The organism is Micromonospora sp. CA-249363 (assembly GCF_050950185.1).
Lineage (GTDB): Bacteria > Actinomycetota > Actinomycetes > Mycobacteriales > Micromonosporaceae > Micromonospora.
In genome coordinates, this window is record NZ_CP192020.1 from 4,973,439 (window position 1) to 4,992,291 (window position 18,853).

17 protein-coding genes are annotated in these 18,853 nt (G+C 72.6%); 6 read left to right on the forward strand and 11 right to left on the reverse strand.

Translation table 11 applies throughout. The features are described from left to right. Nucleotides 1-74: 74 nt before the first annotated feature. Both ACQPZK_RS21970 and ACQPZK_RS21975 read left to right on the forward strand, forming a co-directional pair. Complete coding sequence (locus tag ACQPZK_RS21970) at nucleotides 75-914, forward strand: serine hydrolase (protein WP_433534800.1); 840 nt, start codon at nucleotides 75-77, stop codon at nucleotides 912-914. A gap of 50 nt (nucleotides 915-964) precedes the next feature. Beyond that, nucleotides 965-1,654, forward strand: coding sequence for a lysoplasmalogenase (locus ACQPZK_RS21975; protein ID WP_433534801.1), 690 nt, complete (start codon nucleotides 965-967; stop codon nucleotides 1,652-1,654). Here ACQPZK_RS21975 and ACQPZK_RS21980 read toward each other — a convergent pair. Next, nucleotides 1,623-2,420 carry a tyrosine-protein phosphatase gene (locus ACQPZK_RS21980; RefSeq protein ID WP_433534802.1) on the reverse strand — a complete coding sequence of 266 codons (798 nt, stop codon included), beginning with the start codon at nucleotides 2,418-2,420 and terminating at the stop codon, nucleotides 1,623-1,625. The two genes, ACQPZK_RS21975 and ACQPZK_RS21980, sit on opposite strands and share 32 nt — an antisense overlap. A gap of 175 nt (nucleotides 2,421-2,595) precedes the next feature. Continuing rightward, nucleotides 2,596-2,676, reverse strand: a complete 81-nt coding sequence (locus ACQPZK_RS21985; protein ID WP_433539275.1) for a helix-turn-helix domain-containing protein — start codon at nucleotides 2,674-2,676, stop codon at nucleotides 2,596-2,598. A 102-nt stretch (nucleotides 2,677-2,778) separates the two neighbouring features. Between ACQPZK_RS21985 and ACQPZK_RS21990 the strand changes: the two genes are divergently transcribed. Both ACQPZK_RS21990 and ACQPZK_RS21995 read left to right on the forward strand, forming a co-directional pair. Then, the gene (locus ACQPZK_RS21990; protein ID WP_433534803.1) at nucleotides 2,779-3,876 is read left to right on the forward strand and encodes a mandelate racemase/muconate lactonizing enzyme family protein; all 1,098 of its coding nucleotides are present in this window, start codon (nucleotides 2,779-2,781) and stop codon (nucleotides 3,874-3,876) included. Nucleotides 3,877-3,935: 59 nt separating this feature from the next. Beyond that, nucleotides 3,936-4,853, forward strand: a complete 918-nt coding sequence (locus ACQPZK_RS21995; protein ID WP_433534804.1) for an NlpC/P60 family protein — start codon at nucleotides 3,936-3,938, stop codon at nucleotides 4,851-4,853. A 36-nt stretch (nucleotides 4,854-4,889) separates the two neighbouring features. Here ACQPZK_RS21995 and ACQPZK_RS22000 read toward each other — a convergent pair whose 3' ends face one another. The 3 genes from ACQPZK_RS22000 to pnuC all read right to left on the reverse strand — a co-directional run bounded on the left by ACQPZK_RS22000 (nucleotide 4,890) and on the right by pnuC (nucleotide 7,928). Further along, complete coding sequence (locus tag ACQPZK_RS22000) at nucleotides 4,890-5,888, reverse strand: TerC family protein (protein ID WP_433534805.1); 999 nt, start codon at nucleotides 5,886-5,888, stop codon at nucleotides 4,890-4,892. 289 nt (nucleotides 5,889-6,177) lie between these two features. Then, nucleotides 6,178-7,275, reverse strand: coding sequence for an AAA family ATPase (locus ACQPZK_RS22005; protein ID WP_433534806.1), 1,098 nt, complete (start codon nucleotides 7,273-7,275; stop codon nucleotides 6,178-6,180). Beyond that, nucleotides 7,272-7,928 (reverse strand): nicotinamide riboside transporter PnuC, encoded by a 657-nt coding sequence (gene pnuC / locus ACQPZK_RS22010; protein WP_433534807.1) that lies wholly within the window; start codon nucleotides 7,926-7,928, stop codon nucleotides 7,272-7,274. The genes ACQPZK_RS22005 and pnuC overlap by 4 nt, the downstream gene beginning before the upstream one ends. An 84-nt stretch (nucleotides 7,929-8,012) precedes the next feature. On the opposite strand from pnuC, the gene ACQPZK_RS22015 reads away from it, so the two are divergent. Further along, nucleotides 8,013-8,306, forward strand: coding sequence for an antibiotic biosynthesis monooxygenase family protein (locus ACQPZK_RS22015; protein ID WP_433534808.1), 294 nt, complete (start codon nucleotides 8,013-8,015; stop codon nucleotides 8,304-8,306). Nucleotides 8,307-8,408: 102 nt separating this feature from the next. On the opposite strand, the gene ACQPZK_RS22020 is transcribed toward ACQPZK_RS22015, so the two are convergent. From ACQPZK_RS22020 to uvrB, 4 genes are all read right to left on the reverse strand, one after another. Then, nucleotides 8,409-9,266 (reverse strand): helix-turn-helix domain-containing protein, encoded by an 858-nt coding sequence (locus tag ACQPZK_RS22020; RefSeq protein WP_433534809.1) that lies wholly within the window; start codon nucleotides 9,264-9,266, stop codon nucleotides 8,409-8,411. Between the two features lie 327 nt (nucleotides 9,267-9,593). Continuing rightward, entirely contained in the window at nucleotides 9,594-9,962 is a 369-nt protein-coding gene (locus ACQPZK_RS22025) for a VOC family protein (protein ID WP_433534810.1), read from the reverse strand. Nucleotides 9,963-10,278: 316 nt separating this feature from the next. Then, nucleotides 10,279-11,118, reverse strand: a complete 840-nt coding sequence (locus ACQPZK_RS22030; protein WP_433534811.1) for a helix-turn-helix domain-containing protein — start codon at nucleotides 11,116-11,118, stop codon at nucleotides 10,279-10,281. A gap of 115 nt (nucleotides 11,119-11,233) precedes the next feature. Continuing rightward, a complete protein-coding gene (gene uvrB, locus ACQPZK_RS22035) occupies nucleotides 11,234-13,342 on the reverse strand; it encodes an excinuclease ABC subunit UvrB (RefSeq protein ID WP_433534812.1) in 2,109 nt (702 codons plus the stop codon). 313 nt (nucleotides 13,343-13,655) lie between these two features. On the opposite strand from uvrB, the gene ACQPZK_RS22040 reads away from it, so the two are divergent. Next, a complete protein-coding gene (locus ACQPZK_RS22040) occupies nucleotides 13,656-15,341 on the forward strand; it encodes a hypothetical protein (RefSeq protein ID WP_433534813.1) in 1,686 nt (561 codons plus the stop codon). A gap of 7 nt (nucleotides 15,342-15,348) precedes the next feature. Here ACQPZK_RS22040 and coaE read toward each other — a convergent pair whose 3' ends face one another. Then, nucleotides 15,349-16,533, reverse strand: coding sequence for a dephospho-CoA kinase (coaE, locus tag ACQPZK_RS22045; RefSeq protein WP_433534814.1), 1,185 nt, complete (start codon nucleotides 16,531-16,533; stop codon nucleotides 15,349-15,351). A 341-nt stretch (nucleotides 16,534-16,874) separates the two neighbouring features. After that, nucleotides 16,875-18,374 (reverse strand): 30S ribosomal protein S1, encoded by a 1,500-nt coding sequence (rpsA, locus tag ACQPZK_RS22050; RefSeq protein ID WP_433534815.1) that lies wholly within the window; start codon nucleotides 18,372-18,374, stop codon nucleotides 16,875-16,877. Nucleotides 18,375-18,853: the final 479 nt, after the last annotated feature.

Below are 18,853 nucleotides of genomic sequence, written 5' to 3' on the forward strand. Positions count from 1 at the left end.
GGCCGACGCGCCCTTTCGCTTTCCCGCCGGGGTACGTCCGTCCGACGTCGTCCTCCTCGACTACGGTCACCGGCATGACCTGGGATGATCTCGACGCCCTCCTGGACGCGGTGCCGGGCACCGTCTCGGCGTACGTGGGTCGACTCGACGCGCCGCCGACCTGGACGCGCCACGCCCACGCCGGCCACTACGCGGCCAGCACCATGAAGGTGGCGGTGCTGGGGGCGCTGCACCGCGCCGCCGAGGCCGGCACGCTCGACCTGGACGCCCACGTCCCGGTGGTCAACGAGTTCGACTCGGCCCAGCCCGGCGCGCCCCGGTTCTCCTGCGCCCCGCACTACGACAACGACGACGCGGTCTGGGACCGGCTCGGCGCCACGGCGTCGCTGCGCTGGCTGGCCGAGCGGATGATCGTGCGGTCCAGCAACCTGGCCACCAACCTGGTCATCGGGCACGTCGGGCTGCCCGCGGTGGCGCAGGTGTGGGCTGTCGCGGGCGCCCGCGACAGCGTCACCGGCCGGGGCATCGAGGACTTCGCGGCCCGCGACGCCGGCATCACCAACACCGTCACCGCCGCCGACCTGGCCGCCGTGCTGGGAGCGCTGGCCAGCGGCGCGACCACCCCCGGCCCCCTGGCCTCGCCGGCCGGCTGCGCCGCCATGCTGGACGTGCTGCTCGCGCAGGAGCACCGCGAGGATCTGGCCGCCGGCCTGCCCGAGGGCACCCGCATCGCGCTGAAGAACGGCTGGGTACGCGGTGTGCGCCACGGGGTCGGCGTGGTGCTGCCCGACGACGCCCCGCCGTACGTGATCGCCGTGTGCACCACCACCGACCTGGGCGACGGCGACGACGACGCCTGCCAGCTCCTCGCCCGCGTCTCGGCCCGGGTCTGGGCCGCCCGCCACCGCCTCTGAGCCCACCCCGCCTGCCCTACACTGCCGGGACCCCCACCCCGGAGCCGCCGATGCCCCGCAGCCGCACCATCCTGGCCGCCTTCCTCGCCGTGACCGCGGCGAACCTGCTGGCCAACGCCACCGACAGCGACCTGGCGTTCACGCTCACCAAGCCGCTGCTGATGCCGCTGCTCGCCGCGTACCTCTGGCGGGTCGCCGCCGACCGCGGCGCCCGGCCGGACCGGCTGGTGCTCGCCGGGCTGGCCTTCGCGACCGGCGGCGACGTGGCGCTGTTGGTCGCCGGCACCGGCTGGTTTCTCGCCGGCATGGCCTGCTTCCTCGGCACGCACCTCTGCTACCTCGCGGCCTTCACCCGCGACGGCGCCGCGACCGCGCTGCGTCGGCCACCGCTGGTCGTGGTTCCGGTGGGGTACGCGGTGCTCACCGTCGCCGCGCTGGCCTGGATGTGGCCAGGGCTCACCGACGCCGGACTGGCCGTGCCGGTGGCCGGCTACGCGCTCGCGTTGGCGGCGATGGCCACCACCGCCGTCACCCAGGGCCGGCGGGTCGGCCTCGGCGCCGCCCTGTTCCTCGGCTCCGACCTGCTGATCGCGGCCGGGGTGGCCGGCGTGGCCGAGCCCCCCGGCGCGCCGGTCCTGGTGATGGCGACGTACGCGGCCGGCCAGGCGCTGATCGTCGCCGGTCGGGCCGCCCGCGCCGAGGCGCCGGTCACTCCAGCAGGTGCGCCCGCAACGCCGTGAGGACGTCCTCGGTCAGCCCCAGCCCGTCGCGCAGGTAGCCGTCGAACGAGCCGTGCACCCGGCGCACCTCGTCGTAGCCGGCGTCGAGGTACTCGGCGCGGACCTCCAGCACCGGCAGCACCGCGTCGACGTTCAGCTCGGGGTTCCGCCGGCGCATCGCCTCGACGATCACCGCCCGCAGACTGCCGGTCAGCTCGTTGTTGCGCAGGTACTCGGCGCGAATCGCGGCCTCGTCCACCCCGAGCGCGGTGAGCAGGATGACGGTGAGCCAGCCGGTGCGATCCTTGCCGGCCGAGCAGTGGTAGACCAACGGCAGATTGTCCGGCGCGGCGGCCAGCCGCACCGCCGCGCCGAAGTTGACCCGCGCCGACTCCCCCGTGACGAACCACCGGTAGATCTCGGCCATCGCCCCCGCCGTGCCCTGCCGGGCCAGTTCCTCGTAGGAGTCGAGGTCGTGGCCGAGCAGCACCGCCGAGACGTACGTGAAGACCGGATGCTCCGGATCGTGCACCGGCAGGTGCACCACCCGGGGCTCGCCGACCAGCCGGTCCGTCGGGGCGACCGCGATCTCCGAGCCGTCCCGCAGGTCGAGCACGCACGCCGGGCCCAGCTTCGCCAGCACCGGCAGGTCGGAGTCGGTGAGCCGGCCCAGGGCCGGGGTGCGGATCAACTGCCCGACGCGTACGCGCCGCCCGTCGACGCCGACGAGGCCACCCAGGTCACGCGCGTTCGGCGCGCCCACCATCTCCCAGTCCCGCCCGGCCATCCGGTCCCCCTCCCTGAACCGAGGCAGTCCGCCCCGGGTACGCGTACAGGCTGCCCCAAGTGGCCTCCTCCGCCACACTGCGGCCGGCCCCGGCCCCGGCGATCTTGCAGTTTGAGTTGCCGATACGCGTGAGATGCCCCTTATTTCGCCACAGAAAGTGCAAGATCGCGGAAGGTCAGGTGCGGCTGAGCTGCTCGACTTGCGTGGCGGTCGGATAGAAGTGATACCTGTACGCTCGCTTCGCCGCATGACCCATGCCTCACATTCCAGCGGTCCATCGTGTAACACGAATATCGAAGGGAGGTAGCGGCGTTTCCTTCTTCGCCTGCAAGCGGAGGGGTCTCAAGCCGCGCCCCACATGACGATCTCGGCGGTACGCACCCACCGGGTTTCCGCCCCCTTACACACCCCGTTCGTCACCGCGCTGCGCCGTACCACCACGGTGGACACCCTGATCGTCGAGCTGGTCGACACCGACGGTCGGTCCGGCTTCGGCGAGGCGCCGCAGGTGTGGCAGGTCACCGGGGCCTCGGTCGCCGGGGCCGAGGCCTGCGTCCGGGAACTGCTCGGTCCACTGCTCACCGGACGCGACCCGGACGACCTGGTGGCCCGCTGTGCCGAGGTGCAGCGCGCGGTGGTCGGCAACGAGGCGGCGAAGGCGGCGGTGGACGTCGCGCTGCACGACCTGGCGGCGCGGCGTCTGGGCGTACCCCTGGCGCGGTTGCTCGGCGGCACGACCCTGCGGGTCCCGACGGACGTCACCCTGGCCGCGGGCGACGCGGTCGACCTGGCGGCGGCCGCGCGCCAGCGGCGGGCGGACGGCTTCGGCGTGCTGAAGCTCAAGGTCGGGACGGATGCGGCCGGTGACCTGGACCGGGTACGGGCGGTGCGCGCGGCGGTCGGCGATGGCGTGCGCATCCGGCTGGACGCCAACCAGGGCTGGACGCCGCGCGAGGCGGTCCGCGTGATCCGGGGCATCGAGGACGCCGAGCTGGACGTCGAGCTGGTCGAGCAGCCGGTGGCCCGCTGGGACCTGGACGGGTTGGCGTGGGTCAGCGACCGGGTGTCGGTGCCGATCCTGGCCGACGAGGCGGTCTTCGGGGTCCGCGACCTGGTGGAGGTGATCCGCCGTCGGGCCGCCGATCTGGTCAACGTCAAGCTGGCCAAGTGCGGCGGGTTGCACCCGGCGCGCACGTTGCTGGAGTTGGCCCGCGCGCACGGGCTCGGCACGGTGGTCGGGTCGATGATGGAGAGTCAGGTGGGCATCGGCGCGGCGGCGAGTCTGGTGGCCGCGTACGGCACCACGGCGGTCGCCGACCTGGACGCGGCCTGGTGGCTCGCCTGGTCGCCGGTACAGGGTGGGATCCGCTACGAGGGGTCGACCGTGGTCCTACCAGACGCGCCTGGCCTGGGCATTTCCGGTCTGACTGAAGTAAAGATGCAGACTCGTGGTTGAGGTTCGTCGCTTTTCTTCATAGGGTTCTCCCCGACAGCCGAGACGAGCTGGGGGTCGACGTGGAGCTTCAACCGGGCCGCGAGGCCCTCGTCCGGGTCGCGGTGGCGACGCTGTGGTCATCTCCCGAGGCGGTCCGGCCGGTCGACCGTCCCGCCCTCACGGCCGGCGTCGACATCCCGACCTGGGTCTCCGGCCTCGACACCGACCAGCAGGTCGGCGACTGCGTGTTGAGTCAGCTCCTGCTCGGCGAGCGGGTGCTGATCGACGAGCTGCGCCCGGACGGCTGGGCCCGGGTCGTCGCCGTCGAGCAGCCGGCCGCCAAGCTCGATCCCCGTGGCTACCCGGGCTGGCTCCCCGCCGACCAGCTGGCCCCGCAGGACCCGGTCGTCGGCGGCGACCCGCTCGTCGTGGACGCCACCGTCACCGGGCTGCACGCCTTTCCGGACGGACCGGTGGTGCTGCCGGGTGTCGTCGTGGGCACCCGTCTCGTACCGGCCGGTCCCGCCCACGACGGCTGGCGGGCAGTCCACGTCCCGGGTCGGGCCGCGCCGCTCTGGCTGCCCGACGGGCACCTCGTCGGGCCGGCGAGCGGGCCGGCCAGCGCCGCCGACGCGCTCGCGGTGGCCCAGCGGCTGCTGGACGTGGCCTACATCTGGGGTGGGCTGTCGGCGTACGGCATCGACTGCTCGGGCCTCGTCCACCTGGCCTGGCGGCGGTTCGGGGTGCTCCTCCCCCGCGACGCCGACGACCAGGCCGTGGCGACGACCCCCCTCGACCTGGGCGCGGAGCGCCCCGGCGACCTCTACTTCTTCGCCCGACCCGGCCGCAAGATCCACCACATCGGCATCGTCACCGCCGCCGCCGACGGCTCGACGGACCGACGGATGCTGCACGCCTGCTACCGACGACGGCGGGTGGTGGAGGAGCCCCTACCGGCCGACCGCACGGCCACCCTGGTGGGCGTGCACCGGGTCTGACCGTCCGGGCGCGTCACCGCGCCCGGACGGCGACGTTCAGCGCCGGGCCTCGGCCAGCTCGCGACGTCGGTCCCGGGCGGACTTGACCAGGCTGGCGACGGTCGCGATGCCCAGCGTGCCGATGATGACCAGCAGGGACAGCCAGATCGGGATGTGCGGCGCCCACGCGACGTGCTCCCCGCCGTTGATGAACGGCAGGTTGTTGTCGGCCAGCGCCTCCAGCACGAGCTTGACCCCGATGAAGCCCAGGACGACGGCCAGCCCGTAGCTCAGGTAGATCAACCGGTCGAGCAGGCCGCCCAGCAGGAAGTAGAGCTGACGCAGACCCATCAGCGCGAACACGTTCGCGGTGAAGACCAGGTACGGCTCCTGCGTGATGCCGAAGATCGCCGGAATCGAGTCCAGCGCGAAGATCAGGTCGGTGGTGCCGATCGCGATCATCACGATCAGCATCGGCGTGAACAGCCGCCGCCCGTTCTCGTGGGTCGTCAGCTTCGCGTCGTCGTAGCCCTTGGAGATCGGCAGCGCCCGGCGGCTCCACCGGATCAGGACGTTCTCGGAGAACTCGTCCTCGTCCGGCTCACCCTGGCGGGCCAGGTTGACCGCCGTGTAGATGAGGAACGCGCCGAAGATGTAGAAGACCCAGGAGAACTGCGAGATCAACGCCGCTCCGGCGGCGATGAACCCGCCGCGCATCACCAACGCCAACACGATGCCGATGAGCAGCACCTTCTGCTGGTACTGCCGGGGCACCCCGAACCGGGCCATGATGATGACGAAGACGAAGAGATTGTCCACCGAGAGGCTGTACTCGGTGAGCCAGCCGGTGTAGAACTGCCCCGCCGAGCTGGCCCCCGAGGTCAGCCAGACGCCGACGCCGAAGAGCAGCGCGAGGCCGACGTAGAAGGCGACCCAGAGGCTCGACTCACGCACGCTCGGCTCGTGCGGGCGCCGACCGATGATCAGCAGGTCGACGAGCAGCACCGCAGACAGTGCGACGAGGGTTCCCGCCCACACCAATCCGGACACGTCCAACGTTCATTCCTCCGGCAGACACGCGGCGTCGGGCACACCGTACGCCCCTGCCGGGGCCGGCGTGCCGCTGTCGCTCACTCTGGTGACTGTCGGAGGTCTCTTCCGCCCCCGACCCGCGAACGGGTCGGCGACCGACGAAGCCGGGTCGGTCACCGAGAATCCGGCGATCGTCCGTGCTGACGACTTCGTCGCGGGGGAATACTCCCCTCCTCGCGGACCATTGTTGCCCACCACGCGCCGTGATCACACCTGGGGCAGGCGGTACCCACCACACACCCCCTTGACCGTCCTAGGAGGCTAGCGTGTCGGGTGCGGTGATCGGGTCCGCGAACGACCAGCCGGCGGCCAGCAGGTCGTCGCAGACCCGCACGGCCCGCGCCAACCGCTCGGCGTGCGATCCGGTCAACTCCACCACCGGCACACCACTGGCGGCCAGCTCGTCGCGGAACCGCCCGGTCATCCAGGCCCGCAGGTGCTCGCCGTCGCGCAACCCGTCATCGGCGAACGGCACGCCCCGGTGGTCGGTCAGCAGGTAGAGCGCCGGCCGGCGGGCTGCGGCCCGCACCTGCGGCGAGGCGCTGCCCAGGTAGCGCTCCTCCCAGATCGCGGTGGCCCGCGCGTCGGTGTCGCAGAACAGCAACGGCCCCGACGACCGGGCCGCCGCGTCCTCGGCCGCCTGCTGCTCGCGCACCACCGCGCGGAAGTCGTCGCGGTCCCAGCGGACGTCGAAGATCGTCGCCCCGGGCGACCGCTCCCGCAGCCGGGCGAGCTTGCGGGCCGTCAACTCCCGCCCGTACTCCGGCACCCAGACGGTCCCGTAGTGGGCGGCGAGCGCCTCGGCCATCGTGGTGGTGCCCGTCGACTCGGCGCCGACCACCACCACCCGCCGCACGAGAGCGGCCCGCACCGGCGGGCTCAGCCACCGCCAGTGGCCCGCCGGGTCCGCGCGGACCGCCGTGCCGGAGACCGGCACGGTCCGCCGATCCGGATCGACCGACACGGGTACGGCCCCGAAGCGGCGGGCCAGCTCCGGTCCGTACGCCTCGGAGGAGAAGACGGCGTCCACCTGCTCCGGTCCGACCGCCTCGCGGAACACGGCGCAGTGCGCGTCCCAGACCGCCGGGTCGGCGTAGTCCACCGGATGGTCGTCGTACCGGCCGACAAACCGGACCCAGGGTGTGTCCGCGTGCGCCTCGCGCAGCCAGTCCAGCCGGGCCGCGAGCGAGATGGACTCCCGGCGTGACGGGGCCACCACCACGGTGACCGTGGCGCAGCGGGCGGCCGCCGCCGCGATCAGAGCATGGTGTCCGGCGTGCGGCGGATAGAACTTGCCCACCACCATCCCGTGCCCGAACTCGGGGCGTCGCGCCGGCGCGGTCGCGCTCACGCGCTCACCGGGGCCGGGCCGGGCGCCGCCGGGGCGCCCCGGTCGATCCGGCGCTCATCGGCTCGCCAGGCCCGCAACCCGACCACGCACAGCGCGAGGAAGACCAGGTACAGCACGGCCGTCAGATGCAGCCCCTTGTAGGCGTACAGCGGGATGTAGATCAGGTCGGCCGCGATCCAGAGCCACCAGCTCTCCACCCGCTTGCGGGTCTGCCCGTACGTCGCCAGCAGGGACAGCGCCGTCGTCAGCGCGTCCGGCAGCGGCACCGTCGAGTCGGTGGCCCGGTCCAGCAGGACCCAGAGCGCGCCGGTGAGCAGCACACCCGCGGCCGCCAGCGCTGCCCACTCCCGCCCGCCGGTCCGGCTCACCGTCAGGCGGGTCCGACGCTCGCCCCCGAACAACCAGTGCCACCAGCCGTAACAGCCGAGCGCCACGTACACGACCTGAAGGCCGGCGTCGGCGTACAGCCCGGCCGTCCAGAACAGCAGCATGAGCAGCAGCACGTTGGCGATGCCGATCGGCCAGTTGGCGACGCGCTGCCGGGCCACCAGCCACACGTTGAGCACGCCGGTGGCGAACCCCAGCAGCTCCGCCCAGGTCGTGCCGACGCCCCCGACCCGGAACGCGGTAGCGGTCAGCCAGTCGATGATCATGTTGTGTGACCTTAGGGCGTGTGTCGACGCCGGAACAGACCCCGCGGCACCCGCGCTACCCCGAGCCGTGGGAGGCTTTCCGGCATGGTGCTTGAGGTCGCGCTGATCGACGTACTGCCCGGACACGAGGACGCGTTCGCCGCCGCGTACGCCGAGGGCCACCCGGTGCTCGCCGGGACGCCCGGCTGCCGCTCGGTGCGGATGACCCGGGGCATCGAGTCCCCCACCCGCTTCGTGCTGCTCGTGGAGTGGGACTCGGTCGAGGCGCACGAGAAGAACTTCCGGGACACCGAACGGTTCGCGCAGTGGCGCGCGCTCATCGGGCCGCACTTCGCCGGGCCGCCGGTGGTCGAGCACTTCCTCGACGTACCGGCCTGAGTGGACCTGTCGTACCCCGGGGTTACCGTGCCTCCCGCACGCGCGGGTCGCCGGTCCCGACGGACTCGGGGGCGCCGGGCCCGGTGGCCGCGCGGGCGAGTCCTACTGCCCGACGCGGCGCGCCAGGGCGGTGACCGTCTCCTCCGGCGACAGCGCCGCCGCCAGCAGCGCCTCGGTCATCCGCTCGTACCTGTCGACGTCGAGCACGGTCGCCAGGCGCACGTCGGTGGTCAACGCCTCCAGCATCACCGTCCGCGGGTCCGCCGGGTCCGGAAAGGCATACCAGGAGTACGGCGTGAGCGGGTGCAGCCCGCCGCCGGCCAGCCCGCGTGGCAGCAGCCGCACCGTCACGTGCGCCAGCCCGGTCACCGCCACCAGGTGCCGTAGCTGCTCCCGCCACACGTCGACCGGCAGGTCGCCCGGGTCGCACACCGCCTCGGCGAGCACCGCGGTGTAGCGCGGCGGATCGGCTCGGCGCAGCACCTCCTGCCGCAGCGCCCGGGCCCGCACCTCGGCCTCCACGTCGATCTCGGGAGTGAGCAGGGCACCGGCGGCGACCCGCGAGCGCGCGTACGCCGCCGTCTGGAGCAGCCCCGGCACGACCGCCGGCTGGTACTCGACGATGTCGGCCGCGCCCGCCTCCAGTTCGGCGTACACGCGCTGCCGTTCACTCATCTCGCCGAGCGCCTTCCACCAGCCGCGGCTGGTGGCCGCGTCCCGCGCGATCACGATCAGCGCGTCCCGGACCGACCCGGGCACCTGGTAGACGTCGAGCAGATCCAGCACGTCGGCGAGATCCGGACGGCTCTGCCCCAGCTCGATGCGGGACAGCTTCGACGTCGAGGCCCAGCCCAACCGGTCGCAGACCTGTTCCAGGGTCAGCGCCTCGCGGCGGCGTAGCTGACGCAGCTCAGCGCCGAGGCGCGCGCGTCGAATGACAGGACTTGTTGGCAACGGCATCCCCGCCTCCCCATCGAGGGAGCGTACGCAGGACGATCACCCAGTGCAATAGCGCGGTGGCGCACCGCAACGGAGGCGATCACGCAAGGCGGGGAATCCGCTGCCGTCGAAGCCTCCCTTCCTGCTCAGTGCTCAGGTCGGTAGGCGCGGTCAGCCGGCACTCGGCTCGGCACTTTGCTCAGGGCCGACCCGCGGCTCACGGGCCGGCACACGGCTCACGGGCCGGCACACGGCTCACGGGCCGGCACACGGCTCACGGGCCGGCACACGGCTCACGGGCCGGCACACGGCTCACGGGCGGTACGCGGCTCACGGGCGGTACGCGGCTCACGGGCGGTACGTGCCGAACGACCAGTGGATACCGGCCAGGTCACGGGCGGCGTAGTCGCGCGACCCGTAGTCGGTGTCGAACGGCTCCCGGGTGATGTCCGCTCCGGCGGCACGCGCTCGGGAGCAGTGGGCGTCGACGTCGGGCACGGCCACGTAGACGGACCAGTCGTCCTCGGACGCCGGAGACGCCGGACCGACCCGAGGACCCAGCATGATCATGCCGGTGTCGAGGACGAGCTCGGCGTGGGCGACCGTGCCGTCCGGCGCCTCGTGCACGGCATGCACCTGGAAACCGAACGCGGAACAGAGCCAGTCGATCGCGGCGCGGGGATCGGGATAACGAAGGATCGGATAGACGATTCGCATAGCGACAAGTCTCCGGCCGGAGTCGACTCCCCGATTGGACGAATGTGACCCGGGTAGCCCATCCTGCGCCCGATCGCGGCGCTGGAGCGGCCCGACCCACAGGTTCCCGCAAACCGGGCTGTCAGCGCGCTCAGGACACCCCCACTTCCCTGAACCGGAGTCGATCGTGAATTGATCTTGATCCACACCAGGTCGCCGACATGGCGGCATCAGGGCGGTGGGACACCGCCAGATCGGCGATCTGGAGTTGACCATGCGCGGCTTCAGTGGCTGATCGTCCCCGCCCGTCGGTCTCACGCGCCGACGGCGTCTCACGTCAGACGGGGGAGCGTGCGGCGAGCAGCGCCGCCGGTGTGGCGCCCGCGAACTGGTGAAAGTCCCGGATGAGGTGCGACTGGTCGTAGTAGCCACACCGGACCGCCACCTCGGCCCAGTCGACGGCCCGTTCACGCCCGGGCGGCGATCCGGTCGCGGCGGCAGCGCGCAGCGCCGCGTGCGCGTGTTGGAAGCGCATCAACCGGGCCGCCGTCTTCGGTGGCAGGCCGACGTCCTCCCGGAACCGGGCCGACAGATGTCGTCGGCTCCACCCCAGCTGGGTGGCGAGCTCGCCGACACCGCCGCGCCCACCGCTCGCCGTGAGCCATCGCCAGGCCCAGTCGAGGCGGGGATCGACGGGTGGGCACGCCGCCAGGCGGTCGGCGAGTGCGGCGTCCAGGAGCGCGAAGCGCTGCGGCCAGCCTCCGGCGTCGGCCAGCTGGTGCCGTAGCTGCTCGAGCCAGCGGCCGGGGAGGTGCCCGAGGCCCACTGCCCGGTTCGTCAGCCCGGCGAGCGGCAGGCCGAGGACGCGCCGGGCGGTCAGCGGGGTCAGCAGCAGCTCCACGCCCTCCCCCACGCCCACCGTACGGGTGGTGCACCAGCCGTCGAAGGTGCCGGCCACGAACGAGTCCACCCGCTCGACGCCACGCTCGGCGCTGCGCGGATCGGCCACGTCCAGCGGCGCGCCCCAGCCCAGGATCAGCACCACGAAGGCGCCGGCGGTCTCCCGACGGACCAGGGGCACGTCCGCGCGCTCCCGGTAGCCGATGTACCGGTCGACGAACGGACGCAGACGGATCTCGGGCACCCCGAGGACCAGCTCGTCGTCGACCGGCGTCATCGCACCCGACTGCCCTTCCCGCTCGCCGCACGAACCGCCCACCCGATGCGTGGCCGAGACACGCCCGCCCACGCCGCTCGTCACCGGGTCGGTCGAGCGTGGGCGGGCCCGGCTGTCACTTCACCCCGGCGGCGTCCATCCCGCGGAGTTCCTTCTTCAGGTCGGCGACCTCGTCGCGGATCCGTGCCGCCAGCTCGAACTGCAGCTCGCGGGCGGCGGCCAGCATCTGGTCGTTGAGCTCCTGGATGAGCTGGGCGAGGTCGGCGCGGGCCATCCCCTCCCGCGACGTGGTGGCGGCGGTCGACCGGCTGCGACTGCGCGTCTCCTTGACCGGCGCCTTACCCCGGGAGAGCTGACGGACCGCACCACCGACCCGGGAGTTCTCGGTGTCCTCCGCCTCGCGGTAGATGTCGTCCAGGATGTCGTGGATCTTCTTGCGCAGCGGCTCCGGACTGATGCCGTGCGCCTCGTTGTGCGCGATCTGCTTGGCGCGACGCCGGTCGGTCTCGTCGATCGCCGCCGCCATCGACGGCGTGATCTTGTCGGCGTACATGTGCACCTGACCCGAGACGTTACGGGCGGCCCGCCCGATGGTCTGGATCAGCGACCGGCCGCTGCGCAGGAAGCCCTCCTTGTCGGCGTCGAGGATCGCCACCAGCGACACCTCGGGCAGGTCCAGACCTTCCCGGAGCAGGTTGATGCCGACCAGCACGTCGTACTCGCCCTTGCGCAGCTCACGCAGCAGCTCGACCCGGCGCAGCGTGTCGACCTCGGAGTGCAGGTAACGCACCCGGACGCCGTTCTCCAGAAGGTAGTCCGACAGGTCCTCGGCCATCTTCTTGGTGAGCGTCGTGACGAGCACCCGTTCGTCCCGGTCGGTCCGCAGTTTGATCTCGTGCATGAGGTCGTCGATCTGGCCCTTGGTCGGCTTGATCACGACCTCCGGGTCGACCAGACCGGTGGGGCGGATGACCTGCTCGACGAACTCGCCCTGGGACTGCTCCAACTCCCACGTGCCCGGGGTCGCCGAGAGGCAGACCATCTGGCCGACCCGCTCCAGGAACTCGTCGAACCGCAGCGGCCGGTTGTCGGCGGCGCTGGGCAGCCGGAAACCGTGGTCGATGAGCATCCGCTTACGGGAGGCGTCGCCCTCGTACATGCTGCCGATCTGCGGGATCGTCACGTGCGACTCGTCGACCACGGTGAGGAAGTCGTCCGGGAAGTAGTCGAGCAGGCAGTGCGGCGGACTGCCGGGCAGCCGCCCGTCCATGTGCATCGAGTAGTTCTCGATGCCGGAGCAGAAGCCCACCTGGCGCATCATCTCGATGTCGTACGTCGTGCGCATCCGCAGCCGCTGCGCCTCCAGCAGCTTGCCCTGGCGCTCCAACTCGGCCAGCCGCTCGGCCAGCTCCGCCTCGATGTCGCGGATCGCCCGCTCCATCCGCTCCGGACCGGCCGCGTAGTGCGTCGCCGGGAAGATCACCAACTGGTCGACCTCGCGGACCACGTCACCGGTCAACGGGTTGAGGTAGTAGAGCTTCTCCACCTCGTCGCCGAACAGCTCGATGCGGACCGCCAGCTCCTCGTACGCCGGGATGATCTCCAACGTGTCACCGCGGACCCGGAACGTGCCCCGCTGGAAGGCCATGTCGTTGCGCGTGTACTGGATGTCGACGAGCCGGCGGAGCAACTGGTCGCGGTCGAGGTCCTGACCGACCTTCACCTTCACCGCCCGGTCCAGGTACTCCTCCGGGGTGCCCAGGCCGTAGATCGCCGAGACGGTGGCCACGACGATCACGTCGCGGCGGGTGAGCAGCGACATCGTCGCCGAGTGCCGCAGCCGCTCGACCTCCTCGTTGATCGAGGAGTCCTTCTCGATGTAGGTGTCGGTCTGCGGGATGTACGCCTCGGGCTGGTAGTAGTCGTAGTACGACACGAAGTACTCGACCGCGTTGTGCGGCATCAGCTCGCTGAACTCCTTGGCGAGCTGCGCGCAGAGCGTCTTGTTCGGGGCGAGCACCAGGGTCGGGCGCTGCAGCCGCTCGATGAGCCACGCGGTGGTGGCGCTCTTACCGGTGCCGGTCGCGCCGAGGAGCACCGAGGTCCGGTCGCCGCGCCGCACCCGGCGCTCAAGGTCGTCGATGGCGGCCGGCTGGTCGCCGGCCGGCTGGTAGTCGCTGACGACCTGGAAGCGGCCGTCGAGCCGAGGAATGTCGAGCGCCATGACCTCAACGGTACGCCGCAGGTCCGACATGTTCGGCCGTCGCGCAGGGTACGTGATCGGCTTCAATATTCCCATTGTGTGGCCCATGTCACCGGGACTACCCTCTTCATGTAGGCCGCTCGCGGCGGCCGACCGGGCCGGTGGCCAGGCCGTCATCACGGCCGGCCGCCCCCGGCACAGCGGTCCGCAGCACCCGGCTCGTCCGGCGTGCGCACCCGTGTGGTCGCGCTCATGGCGCAGACCGGCCGCCGCGAGCGCCCCTGCTTCCCCCTCCGGGCTCGTCACCCGATGCCGTCCCACCCGTTTCACATCCGTGGACACCTCTGGAGCCCCGGCGCCCTCCTCCGACGACACCACCCGGGACGACACCACGGCCCGCAGCGCCGGCGCGGGCAGTACCAGGGACCGCAGCACTCCCACCGACACCACCGACCGCACCACCCGCGCCGGTACCGGAGACCGCAGCGCCGGCACCTCGGAGCGCGGCGCCCGGCGCGGCGTCCGGGACCGCCGGACCGGCCGCGCGGACGCTGGGGACCGGAGCACCGACGTCGGCGACACCGGCCACCGCGGCGGACCGGCCCGGGCCAGCCGCCGTCGCCGTACGCTGCTGCTCCTGCTCGCGCTGACCGCCGTGACGTCGGCGGCGGCGCTGGTGCTGGTGCTGCTGAGCTGGGCGCCCGAGCCCCCCGCGCCGGCCCGGCCGCTGACCGTCGCCGAGGCCGACCGGCTGGCCGCCGTGCGGGTCACCAACCTGCGGGACCTGCGCGCCGGTGTACGCGTCACCGCCGGCGAAGGTGCCGCCCGTACCGAGCTGGTGGGCTGGGTGGACTGGTCGCGTCCCCTGCTCTACCTGGACGTCGGCGGGCCGGGGGCGGGCGGCGACCGGGGCCTGCTGCAGAGCGCCGGCCCGGTCCTGGTGGTCCGACCGGACCCGACGGCCGTGCCCACCCCGGCCGCGCCTCCGCTGGTGCCGCCGACGGACCGCTGGCGGCTGCGTCACCTGACCCCCGGCACGAGCCTGGCGTCGGTCCTCGACCTGCTCCTCGGCCTCGCCGCCGACCGCCCGGACCCGGTCGTGAACGGTGGTGACGCGCGCTGGGTCGCCCAGGAGACGGCCGCGGCCGGGCCGCTGGACGTACTCCAGGCGTCACTGGCCGCCGCGACGCCAACGGCTGCCAGCACCGCAGCAGGGGCCACCACGACGGCGGCCGGCCACGGGTCGGCCCGCTACTGGCTCGACCGGGACGGGCGGCTGCACAAACTGGTGACACGACTGCCCGGTGTCGGGCCGGTCACCGTGCTCCTCGACCGGATCGACCGTCCCACGCTGCATCCGGTGGACGCGCTCGGCGGTCGACCCGGCCTGCCACGGGCGCTCACCGAGGCCGAGCAGCGGCGGTGGGACGCGCTGCCGGCCCGGCTGCGTGGCCAGGGCGGCGCCACGCTGACGCTGACCGCGCCGGTGGGCGTCGACACCAATCTGCGGGGCGCCGGTTGGTTGAGCTGGACCGCCCGTACCGCCTATGTGGCGATCGCCGACCTGGGCGTACCCGATCGCCGGACGCTCCTGCACCGCGACGCCACCGGCCTGCACCGTGCGGACGTACCCGCCGATGCCGGTGGTGGTGGCACGGCCGAGACGCCCGGACGGCCGCCGTTCCCGGTCCCCTCCGGCGGGTGGCGGACGACCCGGTCCGCCCGCGACGACCTGGACCTGCTGGTCGTCGCCGCGGTGGCCGCCGCCGACCCGGCGGCGCGGCGTGACGCGCCCGTGCGCGTCCGCGAGGGCCTCGTCGACGGGCGGACGGTGGACGTCGTGGAGTTCCGCACGGGCGCCGCACGGCTGCGCCACTGGATCGACCGGGACGGCCTGCTGCGCCGGGTGGAGCTGCGCACCGGCCCCGGCGCGTGGGCCCAGCTGGACCTCGCCCCCGCCGTGGTGCCCCGCCTCGCGCCGCCACCGCGTGCCGCCGGCCGACCGCGCGGAGCACGCTGACCAGGAGTCAGGGCCGCCAGCCGGTCTGCGCGGCCCACTGCTCGGCCCGCAGGTACTCCTCGTCGAACCAGGGGTCGCCGGCCGTGCCGGAGTCACCGACGTGCGGCGCCGCGTCCACCAGATCGCGCTTGAGCAGCAGGTACGCGGCCCGTCGGCCCGGGTCGGCGCGCAGGTGGTCCCGCATCAGCAGCGCGTACCGCCAGCCGGGCGAGTCCGCCGCCCGCACGTGCAGTCGCACCGGACGACCCGGATCGGCGCTGCCGTGCAGCCGCTTCTCCCACCGCCCCCGGCCGGCCGGGCGCGGGTCGTCCCACCAGTGCCCCGGCACCCGGGGGAACCCCGCACCCGCCAGCCGCTCGGCCAGCGGCCCGTCGGCGTCGGCGAGGCTGGGCACGGCGACCTGCACGTCGATGACGTCGTCGGCGGCGAGCCCGGGCACCGCGGTCGCGCCGATGTGGTCGATCCGCAGGTCCGCCGGGGCGAGCGCGTGGCGGATCCGGGCCGCCAGCCGCGCGTACTGCTCGGGCCAGCTCGGGTCGGCCTCCGCCGCGTCGGGGCGCTCCGGCGACGACGCGACCCGCCGCTGCCGCAGATTGTGCTCGTAGGGTCGCAGCCGCTGCCGCCACAACGCGTCCACGGCGGAGTGCAGCGCCGCCAGGCTGCCGTCGTTGGTCACCACCACGTCGGCGACGGCCCGCCGCCGATCGTCGTCGGCCTGCGCGGCGATCCGCCGCTCGGCCTCCGCGCGGGCCATTCCCCGGTCGCGCGTCAGGCGCTCGAGCCGGGTCGGCACGGCCGTCTGCACCACGACCACCAGGTGGTACGTCGGCGCGAGTCCCACCTCCACCAGCAGCGGTACGTCGTTGACGACGACCGCGTCCGGCGGTGCCGCCGCGACCAGCTCGGCGGTCCGCGCCCGTACCCGGGGGTGGGTGATCGCCTCCAGCCGGCGGCGGGCGGTCTCGTCGGAGAACACCAGCGCGCCCAGCGCGGCGCGGTCCAGCGCGCCGTCGGCGTCCAACACGGCGGCGGAGAAGGTGGCGACGATCTCGGCGAGGCCCTCGGTGCCCGGCGCGACGACCTCCCGGGCGACCCGGTCGGCGTCGACGAGCACCGCGCCCAACTCCACCAGCCGCGCGGCCACCGCGCTCTTGCCCGACCCGATCCCGCCGGTCAATCCCACCCTCAGCACCAGGACAGTCAACCGGATCGGGGGCCACCCGCCAAACAGGTCCACCCCGCGGGGAAGCCCTGACCCGCCCGGCCCCGGATCTGTCTCGCTCTCCCTTTGCTCTGCTTCAACCCAGGAGACACCTGCCGTCCGGTAATCGGACATCGAGTGTTTCCTCCGTTGAAGCAGAGCAAAGCGTGTGAGGTGACCGCTGCCCCCTGACCGCTGCCCCCGGACCGCTGCCCCCGCCAGCGCCCAGGCCATCGCGTGATCACCACAAAGCCGCGCGGCGGGCACGGCGAAGGCCCCGCCTCCGGCGATCCGAGGATCGCGGGAGACGGGGCCTGTCGTCGTTCAGCGGGTCACTTACCGCCGGCGAGCTTCTCCCGCAGAGCGGCGAGCGCCTCGTCGGTGGCCAGGGTGCCGGCCGGCTCCTCGGTCTGCCGGCTCGGGGCCGGGCTGGACGAGGAGGTGGTGCCGCCACCGGCAGCCGGGACGGCGGGAGCCGGGTTGGCAGCGGCCTCGGCGTCGGCGGCGCGAGAGGTCTGCACCTGCTTGGTGTGGGCCTCCCAGCGCTGACGGGCCTCGGCGTACTGGTTCTCCCAGGTCTCGCGCTGCTTGTCGTACCCCTCGAGCCACTCGCCCGTCTCCGGGTCGAAGCCCTCCGGGTAGATGTAGTTGCCCTCGGTGTCGTACGTCGCGGCCATGCCGTAGAGGGTCGGGTCGAAGTGCTCCTCGCCCTCGACGAAGCCCTCGTTGGCCTGCTTGAGCGACAGCGAGATCCGGCGGCGCTCAAGGTCGATGTCGATGACCTTGACCATGACCTCGGAGCCGACCTGGACGACCTGCTCCGGGATCTCCACGTGGCGCTCGGCCAGCTCGGAGATGTGGACCAGACCCTCGATGCCGTCGTCGACGCGGACGAACGCGCCGAACGGAACCAGCTTGGTGACCTTACCCGGCACGATCTGCTGGATCGCGTGGGTGCGGGCGAACTGCCGCCACGGGTCCTCCTGCGTCGCCTTCAGCGACAGGGAGACACGCTCGCGGTCCAGGTCGACGTCCAGGACCTCGACCTCGACCTCCTGGCCCACCTCGACGACCTCGGACGGGTGGTCGATGTGCTTCCAGGACAGCTCGGAGACGTGCACCAGACCGTCGACGCCGCCGAGGTCCACGAACGCGCCGAAGTTGACGATCGAGGACACGACGCCCTTGCGGACCTGGCCCTTCTGCAGCTTGTTGAGGAACTCGGTGCGCACCTCGGACTGCGTCTGCTCGAGCCAGGCCCGGCGGGACAGCACCACGTTGTTGCGGTTCTTGTCCAGCTCGATGATCTTGGCTTCGAGCTCACGCCCGACGTACGGCTGCAGGTCACGCACGCGCCGCATCTCGACCAGGGACGCGGGCAGGAAGCCGCGCAGGCCGATGTCGAGGATGAGACCACCCTTGACGACCTCGATGACCGAGCCGCGGACGACACCGTCCTCGTCCTTGATCTTCTCGATCGTGCCCCAGGCCCGCTCGTACTGCGCCCGCTTCTTGGAGAGGATCAGACGCCCCTCCTTGTCCTCCTTCTGGAGAACCAGGGCCTCGATGTGGTCGCCAACCGTCACAACCTCGGCGGGGTCGACGTCGTGCTTGATCGACAACTCCCGAGAGGGGATGACACCCTCGGTCTTGTAGCCGATGTCGAGCAGGACCTCGTCCCGATCGACCTTGACGACGGTGCCTTCGACAATGTCGCCGTCGTTGAAGTACTTGATGGTCTCGTCGATCGCGGCGAGGAAAGCCTCCTCGGAACCGAGATCGTCGTGGGTGACCCGGGTGGCGCTCGAGGGGGCCTCGATGCTGCTCGTCATGTGGGCGGTTGCTCCGGTCGGTGGGTTGTCACAGCAGGCTGGTGTCGCGGTGACCTGTTCGCGCCAGCGGATCCGTCGCCGGACACACCGAACGATCGCCTAGTGAGATCATGATGTGGCTCCGACGACCGCGCACCTGCTCCCTGCCGAGACACACGATCCGCGAGCGCATCGTCTAGCCTACCGTGCGCATTACCACAGCGTGCAAGCCCTCCCGCCTCCTCGCCGCGCGATGACCTGCGAAAGGCGAACAATCGCCCGGAAACGACCCCTCGTGTCTCGTAGGTCACAGCGGCCCCAGCAGCCCCGCCACGGGCGGGTGGTCGCGGGCGGCTGGGCCTCCCTGGAAACCGGGGTGTCCCGCCGGCCCGGACACTCCGAGGTCGCGGAAGCCGAGTCGATCACGCCCGCACCGTCGCGCGGAATCCCGCAGATCGTGGACGCGCCGCCGTACCCAACGGGGTGGGTGGGGCCTAGCG